13 protein-coding genes are annotated in these 19,082 nt (G+C 40.6%); 6 read left to right on the top strand and 7 right to left on the bottom strand.

Annotation, left to right across the window (positions count from 1 at the left end):
* Positions 1-9: 9 nt before the first annotated feature.
* Positions 10-930 (bottom strand): phosphate acyltransferase, encoded by a 921-nt coding sequence (locus BACCOP_RS08515; protein WP_007568280.1) that lies wholly within the window; start codon positions 928-930, stop codon positions 10-12.
* Between the two features lie 81 nt (positions 931-1,011).
* Here BACCOP_RS08515 and BACCOP_RS08510 point away from each other — a divergent pair, with 81 nt between their 5' ends.
* Entirely contained in the window at positions 1,012-2,772 is a 1,761-nt protein-coding gene (locus BACCOP_RS08510) for a gamma-glutamyl-gamma-aminobutyrate hydrolase family protein (RefSeq protein WP_007568278.1), read from the top strand.
* A 227-nt stretch (positions 2,773-2,999) separates the two neighbouring features.
* Positions 3,000-4,382, top strand: coding sequence for a FimB/Mfa2 family fimbrial subunit (locus BACCOP_RS08500; RefSeq protein WP_007568274.1), 1,383 nt, complete (start codon positions 3,000-3,002; stop codon positions 4,380-4,382).
* An 83-nt stretch (positions 4,383-4,465) separates the two neighbouring features.
* Here the strand turns inward: BACCOP_RS08500 and BACCOP_RS08495 are convergent, their stop codons facing one another.
* On the bottom strand, positions 4,466-5,047 hold the full coding sequence (locus BACCOP_RS08495; protein ID WP_007568272.1) for a DUF3109 family protein: 582 nt from the start codon (positions 5,045-5,047) through the stop codon (positions 4,466-4,468).
* A gap of 213 nt (positions 5,048-5,260) precedes the next feature.
* Here BACCOP_RS08495 and ahpC point away from each other — a divergent pair, with 213 nt between their 5' ends.
* Together ahpC and ahpF are read left to right on the top strand one after the other, a co-directional pair.
* The gene (gene ahpC / locus BACCOP_RS08490) at positions 5,261-5,827 is read left to right on the top strand and encodes an alkyl hydroperoxide reductase subunit C (RefSeq protein ID WP_007568270.1); all 567 of its coding nucleotides are present in this window, start codon (positions 5,261-5,263) and stop codon (positions 5,825-5,827) included.
* A gap of 2 nt (positions 5,828-5,829) precedes the next feature.
* Positions 5,830-7,404 (top strand): alkyl hydroperoxide reductase subunit F, encoded by a 1,575-nt coding sequence (ahpF, locus tag BACCOP_RS08485; RefSeq protein WP_007568268.1) that lies wholly within the window; start codon positions 5,830-5,832, stop codon positions 7,402-7,404.
* An 89-nt stretch (positions 7,405-7,493) separates the two neighbouring features.
* Here the strand turns inward: ahpF and BACCOP_RS08480 are convergent, their stop codons facing one another.
* From BACCOP_RS08480 to BACCOP_RS08460, 5 genes are all read right to left on the bottom strand, one after another.
* Positions 7,494-9,023 carry a PH domain-containing protein gene (locus BACCOP_RS08480; protein ID WP_050756961.1) on the bottom strand — a complete coding sequence of 510 codons (1,530 nt, stop codon included), beginning with the start codon at positions 9,021-9,023 and terminating at the stop codon, positions 7,494-7,496.
* Positions 9,010-9,525, bottom strand: a complete 516-nt coding sequence (locus BACCOP_RS08475; RefSeq protein ID WP_007568263.1) for a PH domain-containing protein — start codon at positions 9,523-9,525, stop codon at positions 9,010-9,012. The genes BACCOP_RS08480 and BACCOP_RS08475 overlap by 14 nt, the downstream gene beginning before the upstream one ends.
* A gap of 306 nt (positions 9,526-9,831) precedes the next feature.
* Complete coding sequence (gene gpmI / locus BACCOP_RS08470; protein ID WP_007568260.1) at positions 9,832-11,346, bottom strand: 2,3-bisphosphoglycerate-independent phosphoglycerate mutase; 1,515 nt, start codon at positions 11,344-11,346, stop codon at positions 9,832-9,834.
* 219 nt (positions 11,347-11,565) lie between these two features.
* The gene (locus BACCOP_RS08465; protein ID WP_007568258.1) at positions 11,566-12,999 is read right to left on the bottom strand and encodes a calcineurin-like phosphoesterase C-terminal domain-containing protein; all 1,434 of its coding nucleotides are present in this window, start codon (positions 12,997-12,999) and stop codon (positions 11,566-11,568) included.
* Positions 13,000-13,193: 194 nt separating this feature from the next.
* Positions 13,194-13,796, bottom strand: a complete 603-nt coding sequence (locus BACCOP_RS08460) for a ribonuclease HII (protein WP_007568256.1) — start codon at positions 13,794-13,796, stop codon at positions 13,194-13,196.
* Positions 13,797-13,971: 175 nt separating this feature from the next.
* On the opposite strand from BACCOP_RS08460, the gene BACCOP_RS08455 reads away from it, so the two are divergent.
* Both BACCOP_RS08455 and BACCOP_RS08450 read left to right on the top strand, forming a co-directional pair.
* The gene (locus BACCOP_RS08455) at positions 13,972-15,591 is read left to right on the top strand and encodes a tetratricopeptide repeat protein (RefSeq protein ID WP_007568254.1); all 1,620 of its coding nucleotides are present in this window, start codon (positions 13,972-13,974) and stop codon (positions 15,589-15,591) included.
* Between the two features lie 367 nt (positions 15,592-15,958).
* A complete protein-coding gene (locus BACCOP_RS08450) occupies positions 15,959-19,066 on the top strand; it encodes a SusC/RagA family TonB-linked outer membrane protein (RefSeq protein WP_007568252.1) in 3,108 nt (1,035 codons plus the stop codon).
* Positions 19,067-19,082 lie beyond the last annotated feature (16 nt).

Here is a 19,082-nt window from a genome sequence, read left to right as displayed (position 1 = left end):
ATATCAATATTAATCGTTTTGATTACCAGCCATGCATGCCAATGCAAGACTATAAAATTTAGAATTTCCCGAGTCGCTCCGCGAAGGTACAACTACCGGAGCTATTGTCCCTGTAAGCATGCCTGCCATGTTCGCATCACCAAAAAGTGACAGTGTTTTATAAAAAGTATTGCCCGACTCGATATTCGGAAAAATCATAATATCGGCATTCCCGATGACCGGCGAACTTAATCCTTTTATCTCACCACTATGACGGTCGCAGGCAGTCTTGGCATCCATAGGTCCGTCTACAAAGACAGAACCGAATCGGCCTAACTGAGCTTCTTCTTTCAACTGTATATAGTCCAACGTATGCGGAAATTTTTCATTGACTTTTTCAGAGCAATGTATTAACGCCACACGAGGCTGGTCATTGCCTAGCTTACGGCATATGGCAACATCGTTTTCTATCATTGCACGAAACTGTAACAGTCCCGGACGAGGAATGACAGCCGCATCAGAAAAGAGCAGTAATTTATGATACAGTGGAATCTGTGCCACGGCAACATGGCTCAACACCCCTCCCGGAGGTAACAATCCCTTCTCCTTTTTCAACACTGCACGCAGCAGATTGTCTGTATTAATAAGTCCTTTCATCAGGATATCAGCCTCTCCCGTACGCACCAGTTCTACAGCAAGCGCAGCTGCTTCATCGGGAGTGGAAGTTATATAAACACGGACAAAATCGGGAGAGGCAGCACGCAAGTTATGAGCGATTTCAACATGAGCTTCATCGGTCACCAGCAGATATTCGGCTATTTCCTCCCTTAAACTACGGATAATGACATATTCTGTATGAGGGTCATTGGGACATACCACAGCAACCCGCCGACGGATACCAAGCGAACGCAAATTATTCACCAGCTGAGTTAGGGTTCTAATCAATTCCATACCATTAGATTTTTAGCAAATATGAAAAATAAATCTGAATTTATCTCTATATTTGCTTGGTTTCTACGAAATATTTAACTTATGAAAACGTTTCAAACATTTGACATCGAAGCGGAATACGATGCGCTCCATAACCGATTTCCCAACCATAAAGATGCACCTGTAATAGGAATTACCGGGAATTTCAGTGAAGGAAATTTAACACTTGCTCCCGGATATTATACTTCCATTCTGAAAGCGGGAGGTACTCCTTTCATTATTCCCCCTTTCGAAAATACTGACATTCTGATAAGCCTTCTCGATAGTTTAGACGGCCTTCTACTGACAGGAGGAGCAGATATAAATCCCTTATTCCTGAAAGAAGAGCCAGTAAAAGAATTACACAACATCAATCCTTTCCGCGATCGTCAGGAACTACTTCTTACGCGACTTGCAGCCAACCGCCAGATTCCGATACTAGGCATTTGCCGTGGAATGCAAGTCATGAACGTAGCACTTGGCGGAAGTATCTATCAGGACATTCATGTACAGATGGAGGGCAAGCGTATCAAGCACAGCCAGGATATGGACAGAGCTTTCGCCTCACACACCATACAAATAGAACATGATAGTCTGCTGGCACGAATCATGAAAACAACTTCGCTGCCGGTCAATTCATTCCATCATCAGGCAATAAACGAAGCTGCTCCGGGATTCCGTATTTCAGCACGAGCTGCCGATCAGGTAGCAGAAGCCATAGAAAGTACTGAATACAAATCGATGCTGGGCGTACAATGGCATCCGGAGTGTTTCATTCTGAATGGTGATGAATACATGATGCCACTGTTCGAATGGTTATTGCAAGAAGCAACTTCCTTCCGTACAGCCAAGCAGATGCATCGCCGTATACTGACTCTGGACACTCACTGTGACACGCCGATGTTTTTCGGACAAGACATTAATTTTGCTACACGAGATGCCAAAATAAAAGTCGATCTACACAAAATGACCGAAGGACGGCAGGATGCTACTATCATGGTTGCTTATCTGGCACAAAAAGAACGTACTGACGAAGCCTTACTTGCCGCTACAGCCAAAGCCGACCAGTTGCTGAACGAAATAGAGCGTATGGTAGCGATGAACTGCACCGCAGTAGATATTGCTTACACTCCAGCCGATCTATACCGTCTGAAACGAGAAGGGAAAAAGGCCATTATGCTAGGAATAGAAAATGGATATGCTATCGGAAAAGATTTGACGAATGTAGAACGCTTCCGCAACCGGGGAGTTGTTTACATGACACTTTGCCACAACGGAAATAATGATATCTGCGGTTCGGCACGATATAATGACGAATACATCGGAGTAACTCCTTTCGGCGAACAGGTTATCCGGGAGATGAACCGCATTGGTATGATGGTGGATCTCTCGCATGCGGGAGAACAGACCTTCTACGATACACTGGACATAAGCAGCAAGCCAGTGGTATGTTCACACTCTTCGAGCCGTGCATTATGTGACCACCCACGAAATCTGACGGATGAGCAGCTGAAAGCTATTGCCCGTAAAGGAGGTGTCGTACAAGTTTGTCTGTATAGTGGCTTCTTGCGTACAGATGCTCCTGCTACAATCTGCGATGCAATCGAACATCTGCATCATATGGTCAACATCATGGGCATAGAGCATGTAGGCATCGGAACCGACTTCGACGGCGACGGGGGAATTATCGGTTGTAATGATTCTTCGGAACTGATCAATCTGACACGCCGTATGTTATACGAACGTTACAGCGAGAACGATCTCCGATTGATTTGGGGAGGCAACTTCCTGAGAGTAATGGAGGAGGTACAAAAACAAGATTAGTTCCTCATTATCAGATCATTCTGATAGTCTCGAAAAACATGCTGATGTCTTCGAAAAAATATGCTGATATTTTCCGGAAAACATCAGCATGTTTTTTTATTTTTTGTACAAATTTTACGGTCCTCTCGATAATGTTTTTTTCAGAACCTTTTCAAGAAGTTTTTAATGAAACGTATACTTTTTCAAAAAGCAGCGTTACTAAAAGAAAAAAACAGTAGAAGGGACTCATGAAATTAACAAAAAGTATTTTATTGACAAGCTGCTTCTTCCTGCTATGTGCCTGTGGAGAATACAAACTAGAATCGGAAGAAAATGAAACAGTTCAGGATGAACAGACGGAAGCACGGTACACCTTACAGCTAAATGTGACTAGCCGTAACAATGCAAAAATCAATTATCCACTCTCACTTTTTCTGTTCGACGACGAAAACAACTGTGTAGTACGTGAAACGATTCCTACAGAAGAAAGTGAATTCAGTTCTTCCATATCTAAAGGAAAGTATACACTCATCCTGCTATCTGGCCTCAACGAGAATGATCATTCGTATCCGCTGGAGATTATTCCCGACAGTTATATCAGTCTCAAGACAGACAACTGCTCGGAAGAGCCTCTGCAAATAGGAAAAGCCAGTGTAAACCTCACTCAATCAACTCGAATTACAGTCATTCTTTCGTATGCAGTAGCCTCACTCAATTTCACCCTCAACGGTATTCCTCAAGATGTAACAGCTACCGAAGTAAAGGTCTCACCGGTAAGCTCTGCTGTTTCATTCAACGGAGATTATAAAAACGACAAACAACAATGTGTTATTCCCTGCCGGAAAGAAGGAAGCCAATGGGTCAGCGATGCAACGTATGTGTTCCCTAACGAAAGTTCGCAGACTCATCTGTCTATCAATCTTCAGTCTTCACAAGGAAATGAAGCTTACGGCTATACATATCAGGCAACACTGAAGGCTGGCTATCCATATCATTTCACGGGAAACTATAAAGGCGGAGTAACACTCGACGGAGAATTTCAGGCGGAAGGATGGCAACCGGAAATAGACTGTGAATTCGGCTTCGATGAGATTTTACCCGATGAGGGAGAAGATGACGGTAATGATGAAGGGACAAATGACGGCAATTCGGGAAATACCGGAGGAGAAGACAGTTCTGGTGACAATGACACGGAATATGACACATTCATCGTATCCGAAATGCCTGGTGCAGATAGTATATGGGGATATTTTTATGTCTGGCAGACTACCAGTATTTCCTCTACCGAAGCGGAAGCTATCATCATCGCCCCGGAACAATGGTATACATTGGCCGCAGATGCTCTGGATTTGCTGGATACTTATTCAGAAGACGGCATAGAAGGATGGAGAATGTTTACAACGGAAGAAGCTACAGCGTTCCGGAACCAATTTCAGGGATCGGTCAGTGAACTGAATGAATTTATCAGTGAATACGGACTTGCATTCTTTAAATATAGCGACGGAGCACGTTACTTATGCAACAATGCACAGTCTACTTTCAGCTTTGCCAACAATCGTATAATAGATGCAGGAAGAACTGTAAAATACTACCTCAGACCTGTAAAAAAAGTAAGATTTAAGCTGAAATAGCTTTCCAACTTCTTTATATATAAACAAGGTGTAAGAAAATAGGACGTATCACTCCAATATTCTTACACCTTGTTTATATCCGATTAAATGATATGCTGCTTTTCCAATTCTTCAGCGACATTCTCCAATTCGGCATACCATGCTTCGCCAAATTTTCTTATCAATGGTTCTTTCAAGAACTTGTAAACCGGTACATTTTCTTTCTTTCCCAATAAAACCGCAGCCTTGCATACATCCCAGCGATGATAATTCACTGCCTTATAAGGTCCGTAATCGCCTACACGAATAGGATATAAATGACACGATACTGGCTTGTAAAAATTACAGCGGCCTTCACGATAGGCTTTCTCTATTGCACAATAACAATAGCCTTTATCATCGTAACAAGTAAACACACAGTCTTTGCCATTCACGATAGAAGTAACCAGATCTCCCTCCGAATCGGTATAGACGACTCCCTGCTTATCGATTACCGCACGAGCTTCCGGAGAAAGTTCGTCCCATATAACAGGAAGTACCTCTTCCAGCTTTTCTACTTCTTCCAGCTCTACAGGAGCACCAGCATCTCCTTCAATGCAGCACTCTCCCTTACAGGCATCGAGATTACAAACAAACTTCTCACGAAATACATCCAAACTGACTATTACATCATCTATCTGTACCATTTTCTTTTTATCTATATCGGTTAGTCATTAATGCTGCAAAATTACAAAAAAGTATGGTAAAGAAGCAAATAGCAGAATTATAACAGTCACAACCAAGATTTTTCAACAAAGAAATATACCTAAAAGTAGGTATTGCCCGTACGGTAAGAGAAGCGTACCTTTGTATTGTAATAATTACAAATTTAAAAATAATCAACTAAAAACATATAAATTATGACTACAATTATCAACTCTAGAGTACCTGAATTTAAGGTACAGGCTTTTCACAATGGTCAGTTCATTACAGTATCAAACGAAGACATCAAAGGTAAATGGGCTATTTTCTTTTTCTATCCTGCCGATTTTACCTTTGTTTGCCCGACCGAGCTGGTAGATATGGCAGAGAAATACGAACAGTTTAAAGCAATGGGTGTGGAAGTTTATTCTGTAAGTACCGATTCACACTTTGTACATAAGGCATGGCATGATGCATCCGAAAGTATCCGTAAAATACAGTATCCGATGCTTGCCGATCCGACAGGAGCTTTATCACGTGCATTTGGAGTAATGATTGAAGAAGATGGAATGGCATACAGAGGTACATTTGTTGTGAATCCGGAAGGCCTTATCAAACTAGTAGAAATACAGGACAACAGTATCGGACGAAATGCTGATGAACTATTGAGAAAGGTAGAAGCAGCTCAGTTTGTAGCTTCTCACGACGGTGAGGTATGTCCTGCTAAGTGGAAAAAAGGTAAGGAAACATTGAAGCCAAGCATCGATCTGGTAGGTAAAATCTGATAATGAAAGGGAGGACTGTTTATGTTGGATACAGCGTTAAAGAACAACTAAGACAGATTTTTGCCGGACTGGAAGCTGACTATGTATTCGACATTGCAGTACATCCTCAGCATGAGAGCCGCAATGAACTGATTGAGTTACTCGAAGATACAGCATCGTGTTCGGATAAAATATCGTGTACCGTCCGCGAAAGCGAAGGACTGGAGTTCCGGATTTTAAGAAATGGAGAAGACTTGCGTATCTGTTTTCAGGCAGTGCCCAACGGACATGAATTCAGTTCACTGCTGCTCGCAGTGCTGAATGCTGATGGCAAAGGGAAAAATCTTCCCGACGATGCTACCCGACGGAGAATTGAATGTCTGCAAGGAAATGCTACGGTAACAACTTATATGTCACTTTCTTGTACAAACTGTCCGGACGTAGTACAAGCGATCAATGTAATGACACTGCTTAACCCTCGGCTCTCACACCGTATCGTAGACGGGGCATTACATGAAAATGAGGTTCAACAACTCAAGATTCAGGCAGTTCCTTCTGTCTGGTTGAATGGAGAATCCATACATGTAGGACGCAGTAACCTGGGAGAACTGCTGGATAAGCTGGAAAGTAAAATGGGAACTGACTCTTCTTCTCAACCTACAACAGAAGAGCGACACTTTGATGTATTGGTAGCAGGAGGGGGTCCCGCCGGTGTTTCTGCTGCCATTTATTCAGCACGAAAAGGGCTGAAGGTCGGACTGGTTGCCGGACGCATAGGAGGTCAGGTAAACGAAACAGTAGGAATCGAAAACGTAACTTCCATTCCTTACACCACTGGAAAAAACCTATCTTCCGATTTACGGACCCATCTGTCGCATTATGAAAACATCACAATATGTGACAACCGCCAGATAGAATCATTCTCCTTGCAGGGCAGTGATAAGCAATTGACCGTTAAAGGTGGAGAAAAATTTCTTGCACCCGCTCTAATTATCGCTACCGGAGCTTCCTGGCGTAAACTGAATGTGCCGGGAGAAAGCGAATATATCGGTCGTGGAGTAGCCTTCTGTCCGCATTGCGACGGTCCTTTCTACAAAGGAAAACATGTAGCCGTAATCGGTGGAGGAAATTCCGGAGTAGAAGCGGCTATCGATTTGGCAGGTATCTGTGCAAAAGTGACCGTGCTGGAATTTATGGATACACTGAAGGCCGACCAAGTGTTGCAGGATAAATTACGTTCACTGGAGAATGTCGAGGTTTCTACTTCGATACAGACCCTCGAAGTACAAGGCAACGGAGAGGCTATGACTGCGTTGCGCATCAAGAACCGCCTGGATGAAACAGAAAGCATATTACCGCTTGATGGTGTTTTTGTTCAAATCGGGCTCGCAGCAAACAGCCAGCCTTTCGCCGGAGAGCTGGATACCAACCGCATGGGAGAAATCTTAACCGACAGAAATTGTCGTACAGCCATACCAGGTGTTTATGCAGCCGGCGACGTGTCCGACGTAGCATATAAACAAATTATCATATCGATGGGTGAAGGAGCTAAGGCTGCCCTTTCTGCCTTTGAAGACAGAATAAAAGGTATTTGCTAATATTAAAGTGAGTCTGGTATAAAATGCAAGATCTGTCAGTAAGAATCTACTTACAGTTTCCTGATTTTATATCAGACTCGCCTTATTTATCATTTCAAGTTCCTATTACTCTTTTCTTGTTCCACACTATTACTTATCAGAAGCTCATACACATCTCTTGCTTCTGCCTCTTTCAGACTTCTCACTTTGAATGAAGTTCCATTTGTAGAAATAATAAGATTTACCCGGTGAAAGAAAGGAGTGAATGGCGTTTGTTTAAGACTTACAAACTCAACATTCGTATATTTAATGTAGTTTCTGATATCGGCCAACTTACCGTTGTTTATTTCAAGATAATCCTCTTTTAAGATGATGCTGCTTCTGCAAGCGGCCAGAATTCCTTTTACTAAAGATATGAGCATATATACCACAGGTACTGCCAGCCATGAGTATAATTCGTAATAACATAATACGATACAGACAATCAGCGAAACAGGAATATCAAACCTGACAGTATACCCTATAACCCCTTTACCGGATTTCGCAGATATTATACTCTGCGAAGACACATAATCTTTGCCTAGCCACCAGTTCAGAAAATGTTCGGAAGTGTTCGATCCGTATATTTTCACATCACTCTCATTATCTTTTTGGGTTGCATTGAAGGCTTGCTTCAGCATAATCGTACAACAGCCCAGGCATTTTTCTATAATATTTTGTTTTACGTAAACTGTACAAACCTTATCGTACGAAAACCGACTGCTGAAACGAGTAAACAAACCACTCTCGAAAGATAACTGAGCTTTGTCTATCTGTACCTCCATATTGTAATACTGCATAAATACGTTCACAATCCACAATATCATTATGACAAGATATAATACGATAATGCATATGACAAATACCGTTACCGACAAAGAAGCATAATCGGCATGTTCATTGACATAATCGATGAAGAGATTCAATATTCTATCGCTTGCCGAAAGTACTTTATCGTAAAATGTAAACAGAATACCCAGCAACACAATCATTCCCCGGAAATGATTCTGACAGAAGGCCCCTTTTATCAGATTCAGATTACTCAGTTTCAGCGTGTATTTATTAGCAACAGGCTTTGCTTCTCGGATTACACAATTCTCTTCCGTCGGCTGTTTATCCTCCTCCGGCATTTGTTCCTGCTGTTCGATCCTTTCAATCAGGGCGTCCCAGTCCTTATAATCCAAAATGAGTTCTACTTCCGCTGCTTTGGACGCAAGTGTATCGAACGAAACACCTTTCATATCGAGCAGACGGTACATAAAGCCTCGTCGGGTTCTCAACGACTGTATTTTTTGCAACGGTATGACTGTTTCTTTCTTAAGAAATCCGTAAATAAAAATCAGATTTCCGTTTTTAATATAATACTTCTTGTAGTAATAACTGATAAATGCCGTCACTACAGAGAATACCAGATAACAGATAAACAGAAACAACAACATCTCCATTGTTTCCATAAGGGAACGCTGCCTGCCGGAATTGAACAGCTTGATAATAGCCCAAATAAGAAATGGACCGGCATAACTCAATAATTCCTTTACCAACAGGATGATAAAGGCACTCTTACTCATTCTGCGCGGTACAGAGAAGTCAGATCGTTCCATGTTGTATGTACTCCATTATGATTGTTTTCATTTCGTCTGCTCTCGCTTTCGTCAGTCCCGGGATAACTGTTTCAGCCTCAAACTGTGCTCCGTTGACTATAGCTATCGAATACAGACCGAAAATCTTGCTGATAGGATTCTGCTGTATACTCACTTGCTGTACCTTACACAAAGGAATCGTCACAATAGTAGGGAAAAAGAGGCCGGACCGGTAGGTGATATCGTGCTCACGGAAAGCAAACCCTTTATAGGCATATGCCTTGGGTAGAAGAATCAGATTGATAATAGCTGAACAAAGCAGCAAACCTTCCATACCGGCAACAATGAAAGTACGATAGGATAATTTTTCTACCAAAAGGATGAACAGCACAAGAAGCATCATACCGATATACGTCAATACAGTTCCTACGACCTGTACGTTGATGTATTTCTTTTCCAGAGATTCGTATGTAAGATTTTCTACTCTATGAATATTCTCAAAATTCAATTGTCGATTCGTCATAGCATATTTATATAAGTTCGATTTAAGATTGGAGCAACCTGTTAATTACTAAAATCATAAAGCTATCAAAACTGGCAATATCAATATAACAGGAAAAACAATTGCTCCTATTTTCAAAGTATAAAATTATGGAATTTTATTGTATCACAAAAGATTATTGCAAGGAGTTTTGTCGTACAACAAAGAAAACAGACACGAAAAAAGGCTCTGAAGACCTGAGCTGAGAAAAGAACATATAGATGTATCAATCAAAAAAAGGGAATAATCCAGTGAGATTATTCCCTTTTGATATAAAAAAGTATTTTATTACTTAATCAAATCTTTACCTGACATTTCAGCAGGCTGAGGCATTCCCATGATGTGCAGAATAGAAGGAGCAACATCAGCAAGTACACCGTTTTCTACTTTAGCATCCTTGTTTGCAGTTACATAAACAAACGGAACCGGATTCAAAGAGTGTGCTGTATTTGGAGTTCCATCTTCATTCAGTGCATGGTCTGCATTACCGTGGTCAGCAATGATGATAACTTCATAATCATTAGCTTTGGCAGCTTCTACAGTATCTTTCACGCAGTCGTCAATAGCTTTTACAGCTTTTTCGATAGCTTCATAAATACCAGTATGTCCTACCATATCACCGTTAGCATAGTTTACTACGATGAAATCGTACTTCTGAGTATTGATAGCTTCAACCAGTTTATCTTTCACTTCGTAAGCACTCATTTCAGGTTTCAAGTCGTAAGTAGCAACTTTCGGGCTCGGAACCAAGATACGATCTTCGTTATCGTACGGAGTTTCACGTCCACCGTTGAAGAAGAATGTTACGTGAGCATATTTTTCTGTTTCAGCAATGTGAAGCTGAGTCTTTCCATTGGCAGCCAGATATTCGCCCAATGTATTCTGTACATTTTCCTTATCGAACAGGATATGAACACCCTTGAAAGATGCATCATACGGAGTCATACAGTAATACTGCAATCCCGGAATAGTCTTCATACCTGCTTCAGGCATATCCTGCTGAGTCAATACAATAGTCAATTCCTTTGCACGGTCGTTACGATAGTTGAAGAAGATAACTACATCACCTTCCTTGATAGTACCATCGAAGTTTGCATTAACGATAGGTTTGATAAATTCATCAGTTACACCTTCGTCGTAAGATTCCTGCATAGCCTGAACCATATCAGTAGCTTTCTTTCCAATACCGTTTACCAACAGGCTGTAAGCTTCTTTTACACGTTCCCAACGTTTGTCACGGTCCATTGCATAGAAACGACCAACAATAGAAGCAATCTTACCAGCAGACTGTGCACAATGAGCTGTCAGTTCTTCGATAAATCCTTTACCACTCTTCGGGTCTGTATCACGACCATCCATGAAGCAGTGGATAAATGTATTTTCCAGTCCGTATTCTTTAGCAATGTCGCACAATTTGAACAAGTGATCCAATGAAGAGTGTACACCACCATTTGAAGTCAATCCCATGAAATGGATATTCTTTCCATGTTCCTTAGCATATGAGAAGGCTGAAACAACTTCTTTGTTTTGCATGATGCTACCGTCGGCACAAGCACGATTGATCTTCACCAAGTCCTGATAAACGATACGTCCTGCACCGATGTTCAAGTGACCTACTTCAGAGTTACCCATCTGGCCATCAGGCAAACCAACATTTTCACCGCTAGCCTGCAACTGTGAATGAGGATATTCTGCCAGCAAACTGTCCCAATACGGAGTAGGAGTGTTAAAGATCACATCATCTTTCTTGTGGTCGCCACATCCCCAACCATCAAGAATCATTAAAAGAGCTTTCTTAGCCATAATATTATTTTGTTTAAAAGTTGATATATCGAGTGTATGCTTTACAACATGCAAAAATACAAAATATCCCTCGTATTAAGCATAAGTTTTCACTCTTTTTATGTATCATCCCAACTGAATATATCCCCTGATAAACAGAACCGTCAATAAAAACAAATCCCCCTTTCTATCTTCACACAGACTGAGAGGGGGAATAATCAAAATAAAAAACAGGTATTTCTACAATTCTACTTCCTGTATAAAGATTTCACCAAATCGATTCTTTACTTCAATTTTTATTTTTTTTGCTTGTTTAGAAGGACATGCCCGGAATAAATGACGGGTATGATAGCCAGTACGCTTGCCCTTCTTCATTGTCAGATAGTCCTGGTCTTCGTCATCGAATTGCTGCATGGCACCTTTCAGCACTCCGTCTTCATACCAGTTTACAGTATAGGCTATATCCCAATCCCAAATATTGGCAACAACATATTGTTTCTGAGTTTCAAATTCGCCAGGCTTATATACACGGAACTGGTAGTCAGCCGGACGTCCGGTTGCCTTATAACGCCATTTCACATCATTCCCTTTGACCGTCACCACCAGATAACCATTAGGAGCACCGCAACGATTCACATCACCTGCCCACCAGGCTCCACAAGCTGCCCCGATGTTATGCTCATATATACCGGCAGCCGGAAGCGAGTTTTCATAAAAATGTGTATGACCCGAAAAGATATGAACCTTATAAGGCCGTAAAATACGGAACAATGCATTGGCATTACGCACATTGTCGCCCCCTTTTACCGTTGTATTCGCTACCGGAGCATGAATATTCAAAAAGACAGTTGTTCCTTCTGGTACATAACTTAAATCTTTTTTCAACCATTCAAGCTGCTCTTCGGTAAAACGTTCTACATACTTTTTCTTTCCTTCGTAATCTGTACTCTTCATTGCTATGACGTGTACCTTACCTATATTGAAAGAATAATTTGTTGGCCCGAATATCTCATAATAGTTCTTCTCTCCATATCCGTTTCCAGGATCTGCCGTACGTTCCATATCCGAATACAGTAAATTGAAATCATGGTTACCCATAACCTGAAACATAGTCAATCCCAAGTTGGATACAATTTTCCGGTAAGGAGCATACAAATCCATAGCATCCCATACCAGATCGCCCAATCCCATACCTACAACTTCTAAAGATTTCAGAGAATCGGCAGTATGAATCAAATCGGGAACGGTTTCTTTACGGAATCTATCCAACTGTGCTTCATTTTTAGCCTGAGGATCTGAAATAGGAATAAATACAAAATCATCGGTCTGTTTACTACGTTTCTGAAGAATAAAATCACAACGATTCCCCACTTTTGAAGTATCCTGATAGTGATAAAAGCCATCAGCCACTCCTTCCTTCTCGGGAAGAACATAATCAGCAGGAGTAGAAATATAAACCATTGGCTGACGGAACGGATCAGTATCCAACATATATATACCTTGTCTATCAGTAGCTGTCACATGCTTTCCATCTGTTACAACGACTCCTGCAATCGGATTGCCTTGAGTATCTTTCACAGTACCTGTTACCACCGCCTTATTTCCGGCAGCTTGCATCGTAATGTGGCAAAGCAGAGCCGCTATACCCAACCATTGTCTATACATTTTTTTCATATACTTACATCTGATTTATTGTTTGGGCAAAATAACGGAAACCATTTTAAGAATATACGACAGTACGTTTAATATAGGACGACAAAGGTGTTTCACCTCTATTACATCACTACAAATTATTAACAGCCTGTTGATAACTTCAGAGTTTTCAACAGGCTGTTAATAAATACTGGTTAATATAACCGTTTCTCTTTTTAAAAATCGAAGGAGAGTTGTCCGTCTCCCAGTAAATTATATGTCATCCGGTGGTAAGGAGTGGTCCCATAACGGGCAATTGCTTCCCGATGCTTTTTTGTCGGATAACCTTTATTCTTCTGCCAGTCATATAAAGGATACTCTTCTGCAAGCCGGTTCATATAGTCGTCACGATAAGTTTTTGCCAAAATAGAAGCAGCCGCAATCGACAGATACTTACCATCTCCCTTAACTACAGTCGTGTGAGGAAGATCCTCGTATTTATTGAATCGGTTTCCGTCAATCAGCAAATGTTGCGGACGTACCTTCAACTGGTCTATCGCACGATGCATTGCCAGAAAAGAAGCATTCAGAATGTTTATTTTATCAATTTCCTGAGGTGTCACTACCCCTACAGCCCATGCTATTGCATCCCTTTCTATCACTTCCCGAAGTGCATATCGCTGATGCTCTGTAAGCTTTTTGGAATCGTTCAGCTGCTGGTTCTCATAATCGGAAGGCAGGATTACTGCTGCCGCATACACGGCTCCAGCCAGACAACCACGTCCGGCTTCATCACATCCGGCTTCAATCAGGTCTTTATGCAAATAAGGCAATAACATATACGTCGTTTTATTTTCGGGGTGCAAAGGTACGGCTTTTTGAAGGAATTACGTATCTATTTTATTTCTAAGTTATCAATAACTTATCTACTATGATTGTTAATATTCTGTTTTTCATATCTTTTTTTTATGATTATAAGAGTTTTTATAACTTTGTAAAAATCAAAAAACAAAAATGAAAAACATCAGCTTTTATATAATAGGATTATTGTTCCTTTTTCTCCCCCAATTCATCCATGCCCAGACAACAGATACTGATGTCAACAGTTTCTTAGACAAGGCTGAGAAAGAATTGTATACGAATCCGCAACAAGCGGCATATTATGCAACAAAGGCACGAGCAATGGCAACCTCATCTTCTCAACAATCACAAGCACTCTATATTTATGCACAAGCTGAAAAATTACTTGGAGATTTCGACGGATGTATTCAAGCTTTATACGAAGCAGACGCATTAGTTTCCAAAAATGAGAATGACTTGAAAGGGCATATCTATAATTTAATGAGTGTAGGATACTGCAACTTGGGAGATTATACTAAAGCAATCAATCTAAGCGATAAAGCCATTTCACTGTTTAAAACGGAAAACGATTCCCTTAATTTAGCTTTATGCTATAACAACCGTGGTATCATACATACCTATATTAATGAATTTCAACAAGCGGAACGTTTCTTAAAACAAGCATTGGCCATTAACCGATCCTCAAAGAATCTTAAAAGCATAGCCAGTAATCTAAACAATTTATGTTTGTTCGAAGGTAATATAGAAGAACAGCTGGAATGGATAAATGAAGCAATCATTATCAACAAACACCTGAATGCGACATGGTCATTGGGAGAAAACTATAATAATCTAGGAAAACTTTATTATTATGCTCATAAATATCCACAAGCTATTGCTGCACTAGAGAAAGCCTATCAACTGGCCTTAAATATAGGAGCCAAAGGAGTTATATGTGACAATTACGAATATTCGGCATTAGTATATAGTGCCATAGGTGACTATCGGACTGCTTATGAAAAACAAACTTCACTGTATGCTTTAAGTAAAGAAATACAAAGTGAAAACAAACTTCGCACCGTAGAACAGCGCATTGCGCAGGAAAAGCTCCTGGCGCAACAGCAAAAAGAAGAGTTACAGCAACAAGAGTATAAAATCAGATTACTCCGACGCAATATCGTCACAATTCTGACTGTTGCTGCATTAGTGGCCATAATCGGTTTTCTACTACACCAGCGATTTAAACGTAAAAAGAAAATCCAGCTGCTTAATGCCCAATACCGAATAGAACAATCTGAACATGAAATAGCCAAACTCAAAATGCAAAAACAAAAGGCAGAGTTGGAAAATGTACAACATGCACTTGAAACCAGCAAACAAGAAACAACAAACTTTGCTGTATTCTTGCAAAGTCGTAATGAACTTCTGGACAAGATACAAGAGCAGGTGCGCCAAGGTTATCGGATGGAAAAGCAAGAATTAATCCCTCACCTAAAAAAGATCAATGCATTTATCAGCCAATATCAAGCCACCAACAAGAACAACAGCATGACACTACAGACAATAGACGAAAAAATGAAAGAATTTCTTGCTCACCTTACCGAACGCCATCCTAATTTGACGCAGGGAGAAAAGCATTTGGCAAGTCTATTACGTGTCAATTTGTCGACCAAAGAAATAGCTATGCTAACAGGAAACACACCAAAGACTATCAACATGAATCGTTATCGACTGCGTAAGGCATTAGGCTTATCCTCCGAAGAAGATCTTATCGCTTATATCCAGTCTATCTAAGTAAATCTCAAAATAAACTTATCTGATAAAAATCCCGGCAATAGTTACACAATAACCATTGCCGGGATTTTTACATTCTTAAACAAATTAAAACAACAGGAAGAGTAATCTGAACAGCAAGAAAAAGGATGTTTCTACGACTATTTTCCGTGACAATATCAAAATGCTCTTTTGTAGATATACAAGTAAAGCATATATTATTAATAATCAATACATTAGAATAACACGAGTAGACATAAAACAAGCGTAAAAATCCCTTATGTAGATACTTTGTAACAACAAAACATATTCACTTCAATGGCATTTTGAATATATTTGGATATCGAAAAAATCAGTTGACTAACCTTAACATAAACAAAAAACACAAATGAAAAAAGATGTTGTATCTAAAGTATGGCAGTTAATATTTCTGCTAGCTTTATCAATTCCGATGTCAGGATTTGCACAAGCAATCCAAGTGAAAGGAACGGTACTCGATGCATCAGGCATGACAGTTATCGGTGCCAGCGTATTAGAAAAAGGAACAACCAATGGAGTCATCACCGACATGGATGGTAACTTTGAATTAAGCGTGTCTCCTAAAGGTACTCTTGTTATTTCTTATGTAGGTTTCCAAACTCAGGAAATCGCAGTAAACAATCAACGCAATTTTAAAATTACACTTAAAGAAGATACAGAAGTTTTAGACGAAGTAGTCGTAGTAGGTTATGGTACAATGAAGAAAAGCGACATGACCGGAGCTATTTCATCAGTAGATGTTGACGAACTGACTAAGCGTACGACTACCAATCCGGCAGAAGCGCTGCAGGGAAAGATTGCCGGAGTCAATATCATGAAGTCGGGAGGTAATGCAGGAGCTGGAGTTTCTGTTAAGATTCGTGGTGTCAAATCATTCGGCGATAATGAACCTCTCTACATTATTGATGGATTCCCCGGTGATATCAACAGTGTAAACCCTGTCGATATTCAATCTATGGAAGTACTGAAAGACGGTGCAGCAGCTGCCATCTATGGTTCTGTAGCAGCAAACGGTGTAGTCATTATCACAACCAAGAACGGTAAAAAAGGTGAAACACACATTGATTTCAACACTTATCTGAGTATGACTACCGTAGCCAAACGTATGGAGTTCTTAAACGCAGAACAATATAAGTCTACTATCAAACAAATGTATATCAATGCAGGACGTGAAGACGAAATTCCTGCTTACTGTACAACCGACACAGGTGTAGACACTAACTGGCAAGACGAAATGATGCGCAACGGTCTTTCACAAAACTACATGTTCAGTGTACGTGGAGGTGGAGAAACAGCTCAATACTCTGTATCATATAATCATGCTGACGATAAAGGTATCTTCCTCGGAAACGATTTCCGTCAGGATAATGCGCGTATGAAACTCCACATGAGTAAATACATCTTTGATCTGGATGCTAACTTAGGCTTCCGCTATACAAAAAGTCATCAGCCGACTTATTCATTGAAAGAAGTCTACAACATTTCACCGCTTGTTCCGGTATACGATGAAAATGAAAAATATGGTTTCGGACTGACAGCCTCTCAGGGATTACCTTCGAACAATAACCCGATGGCAGACTATTACTATCAGGATGAAACAGAAAAAACATTCAGCACTACCGCAAATGTTTCTCTAGGTATTAAAATCACTTCATGGTTGAATTTCAAAACCAGCTACGCTTATCGTGGTAAACATTACCGTTACACTTTACATTATCCTGATTACATTTCAAATGCACAGCAAACACACTTATATCCTTACAACAGTGAATCTACTTATTATTGGGAAGAACAGACTATAGACAACATTTTAAACTTCAACAAGGAATTTGGCAAACACAGCCTGAACGCCATGATAGGTTCTTCTATCACTTCTACAAAAAATACTTCAAATGGTGTTGCAGTAGAAGGATTTGCAACCAGATATACAGTAGATAAAAACGGTAATTTGGTCAGCACCAACGAACCTTCAGGATTCCTGGATCCTAGTTTCGACACGATCGATGCAGGAAAAGGTGGTACATATACAGGAGAAGGAACAAAATACGAATATAACCGTGCCTCTTTCTTCGGACGTATCAACTATAACTTTGACAATCGCTATCTGATTCAGGCAACCATGCGTTACGACGGTTCTTCAAAATTCGGAAAGAACAACCGTTGGGGATGTTTCCCATCTATAGCATTAGGCTGGCGCATCAGTGAAGAAAAATTCTTCCCGAAGAATACATTTATCAATAACTTGAAGTTCCGCGTCAGCTGGGGACGTCTGGGTAATGAAAATGCATTAGGATATTACGATTTCCAGGCATTGATATCTTCTTACAATACTTATTACGGAGGTTACGTACAAGGTAGTGGAAGCAACCCATGGGCAGGTGCTGTTGCATGGAACATGGAGCGTAACGACTTGAAATGGGAAACAACAGATACCAAGAATATCGGATTCGACTACGCTATGTTCAATAACCGTCTGACTGGTAGCATCAACTACTATATCAACCAGACTGAAGATTTGCTGATTACCAAAAAACTTTCTCCGTCTGCCGGATATCAAAATCCGATTTTAAATGTCGGCAAAATCAGAAACAGAGGATTCGAATTAGAATTGAACTGGAACGACCGCATTAAAGACTTTGAATATGGCATCGGATTCAACCTCAGTACAACTCATAATGAAGTAATCAGCCTTGCAGATAAAGGTCAGGCCCTTTACTGTACAGGTCTGGTATATGGAACCGACTATACACCTGCTTATGCAACAGAAGGTAAGCCTATCAGTGCCTTCTACTTATATCGCACAGACGGTATTTTCCAGAGTGATGCTGAAGCAGCTGCATATGTAAATGCCAATGGTGAAAGACTTCAACCTAATGCTAAAGCCGGTGATATCCGTTTCAAGGATATCAATGGTGATGGAGTATTGGACGAAAACGACCGTGAATATTGTGGAACCGGTATTCCTAAAGTAGAAGCCAACCTGAACCTGACCGCAGGTTATAAAGGATTTGACCTGAGCCTTTTATTTGGAAGCGCATGGGGACATAAGCTGTTCAACGGTAACCGATATTTCTACGAAAGCATGCAGACACCGGGACAAATGCTGACCAGCGTGTTAGATGCATGGACACCGACAAATACGGATACAGACATGCCTCGTGCCGTGCTGAACGATCCTAACAGAAACGCACGTGAATCTGACCGTTTCCTCGAAAACGGAAACTTTGTCCGCTTGCGTCAGGCTCAGCTCGGATACACCTTGCCGACAAATATCCTGAAGAAGGCATATATCGAAAAATTACGTTTCTATATCAGCGGTGAAAATCTGTTTACTATCACGAAGTATTCTGGAACAGATCCTGAATTCTCAAGAAGCAGTCCTCTGGATACAGGTATTGACAGTTACATTTTCCCATTTACCCGTTCATTTACAATAGGAGCGCAATTAACATTCTAATACATACAAACTCAGC

This window comes from Phocaeicola coprocola DSM 17136 (genome assembly GCF_000154845.1).
Taxonomy (GTDB): domain Bacteria; phylum Bacteroidota; class Bacteroidia; order Bacteroidales; family Bacteroidaceae; genus Phocaeicola; species Phocaeicola coprocola.
Note: the sequence above shows the minus strand (reverse complement) of the source record. Positions and strands in the feature narration are given on the sequence as shown.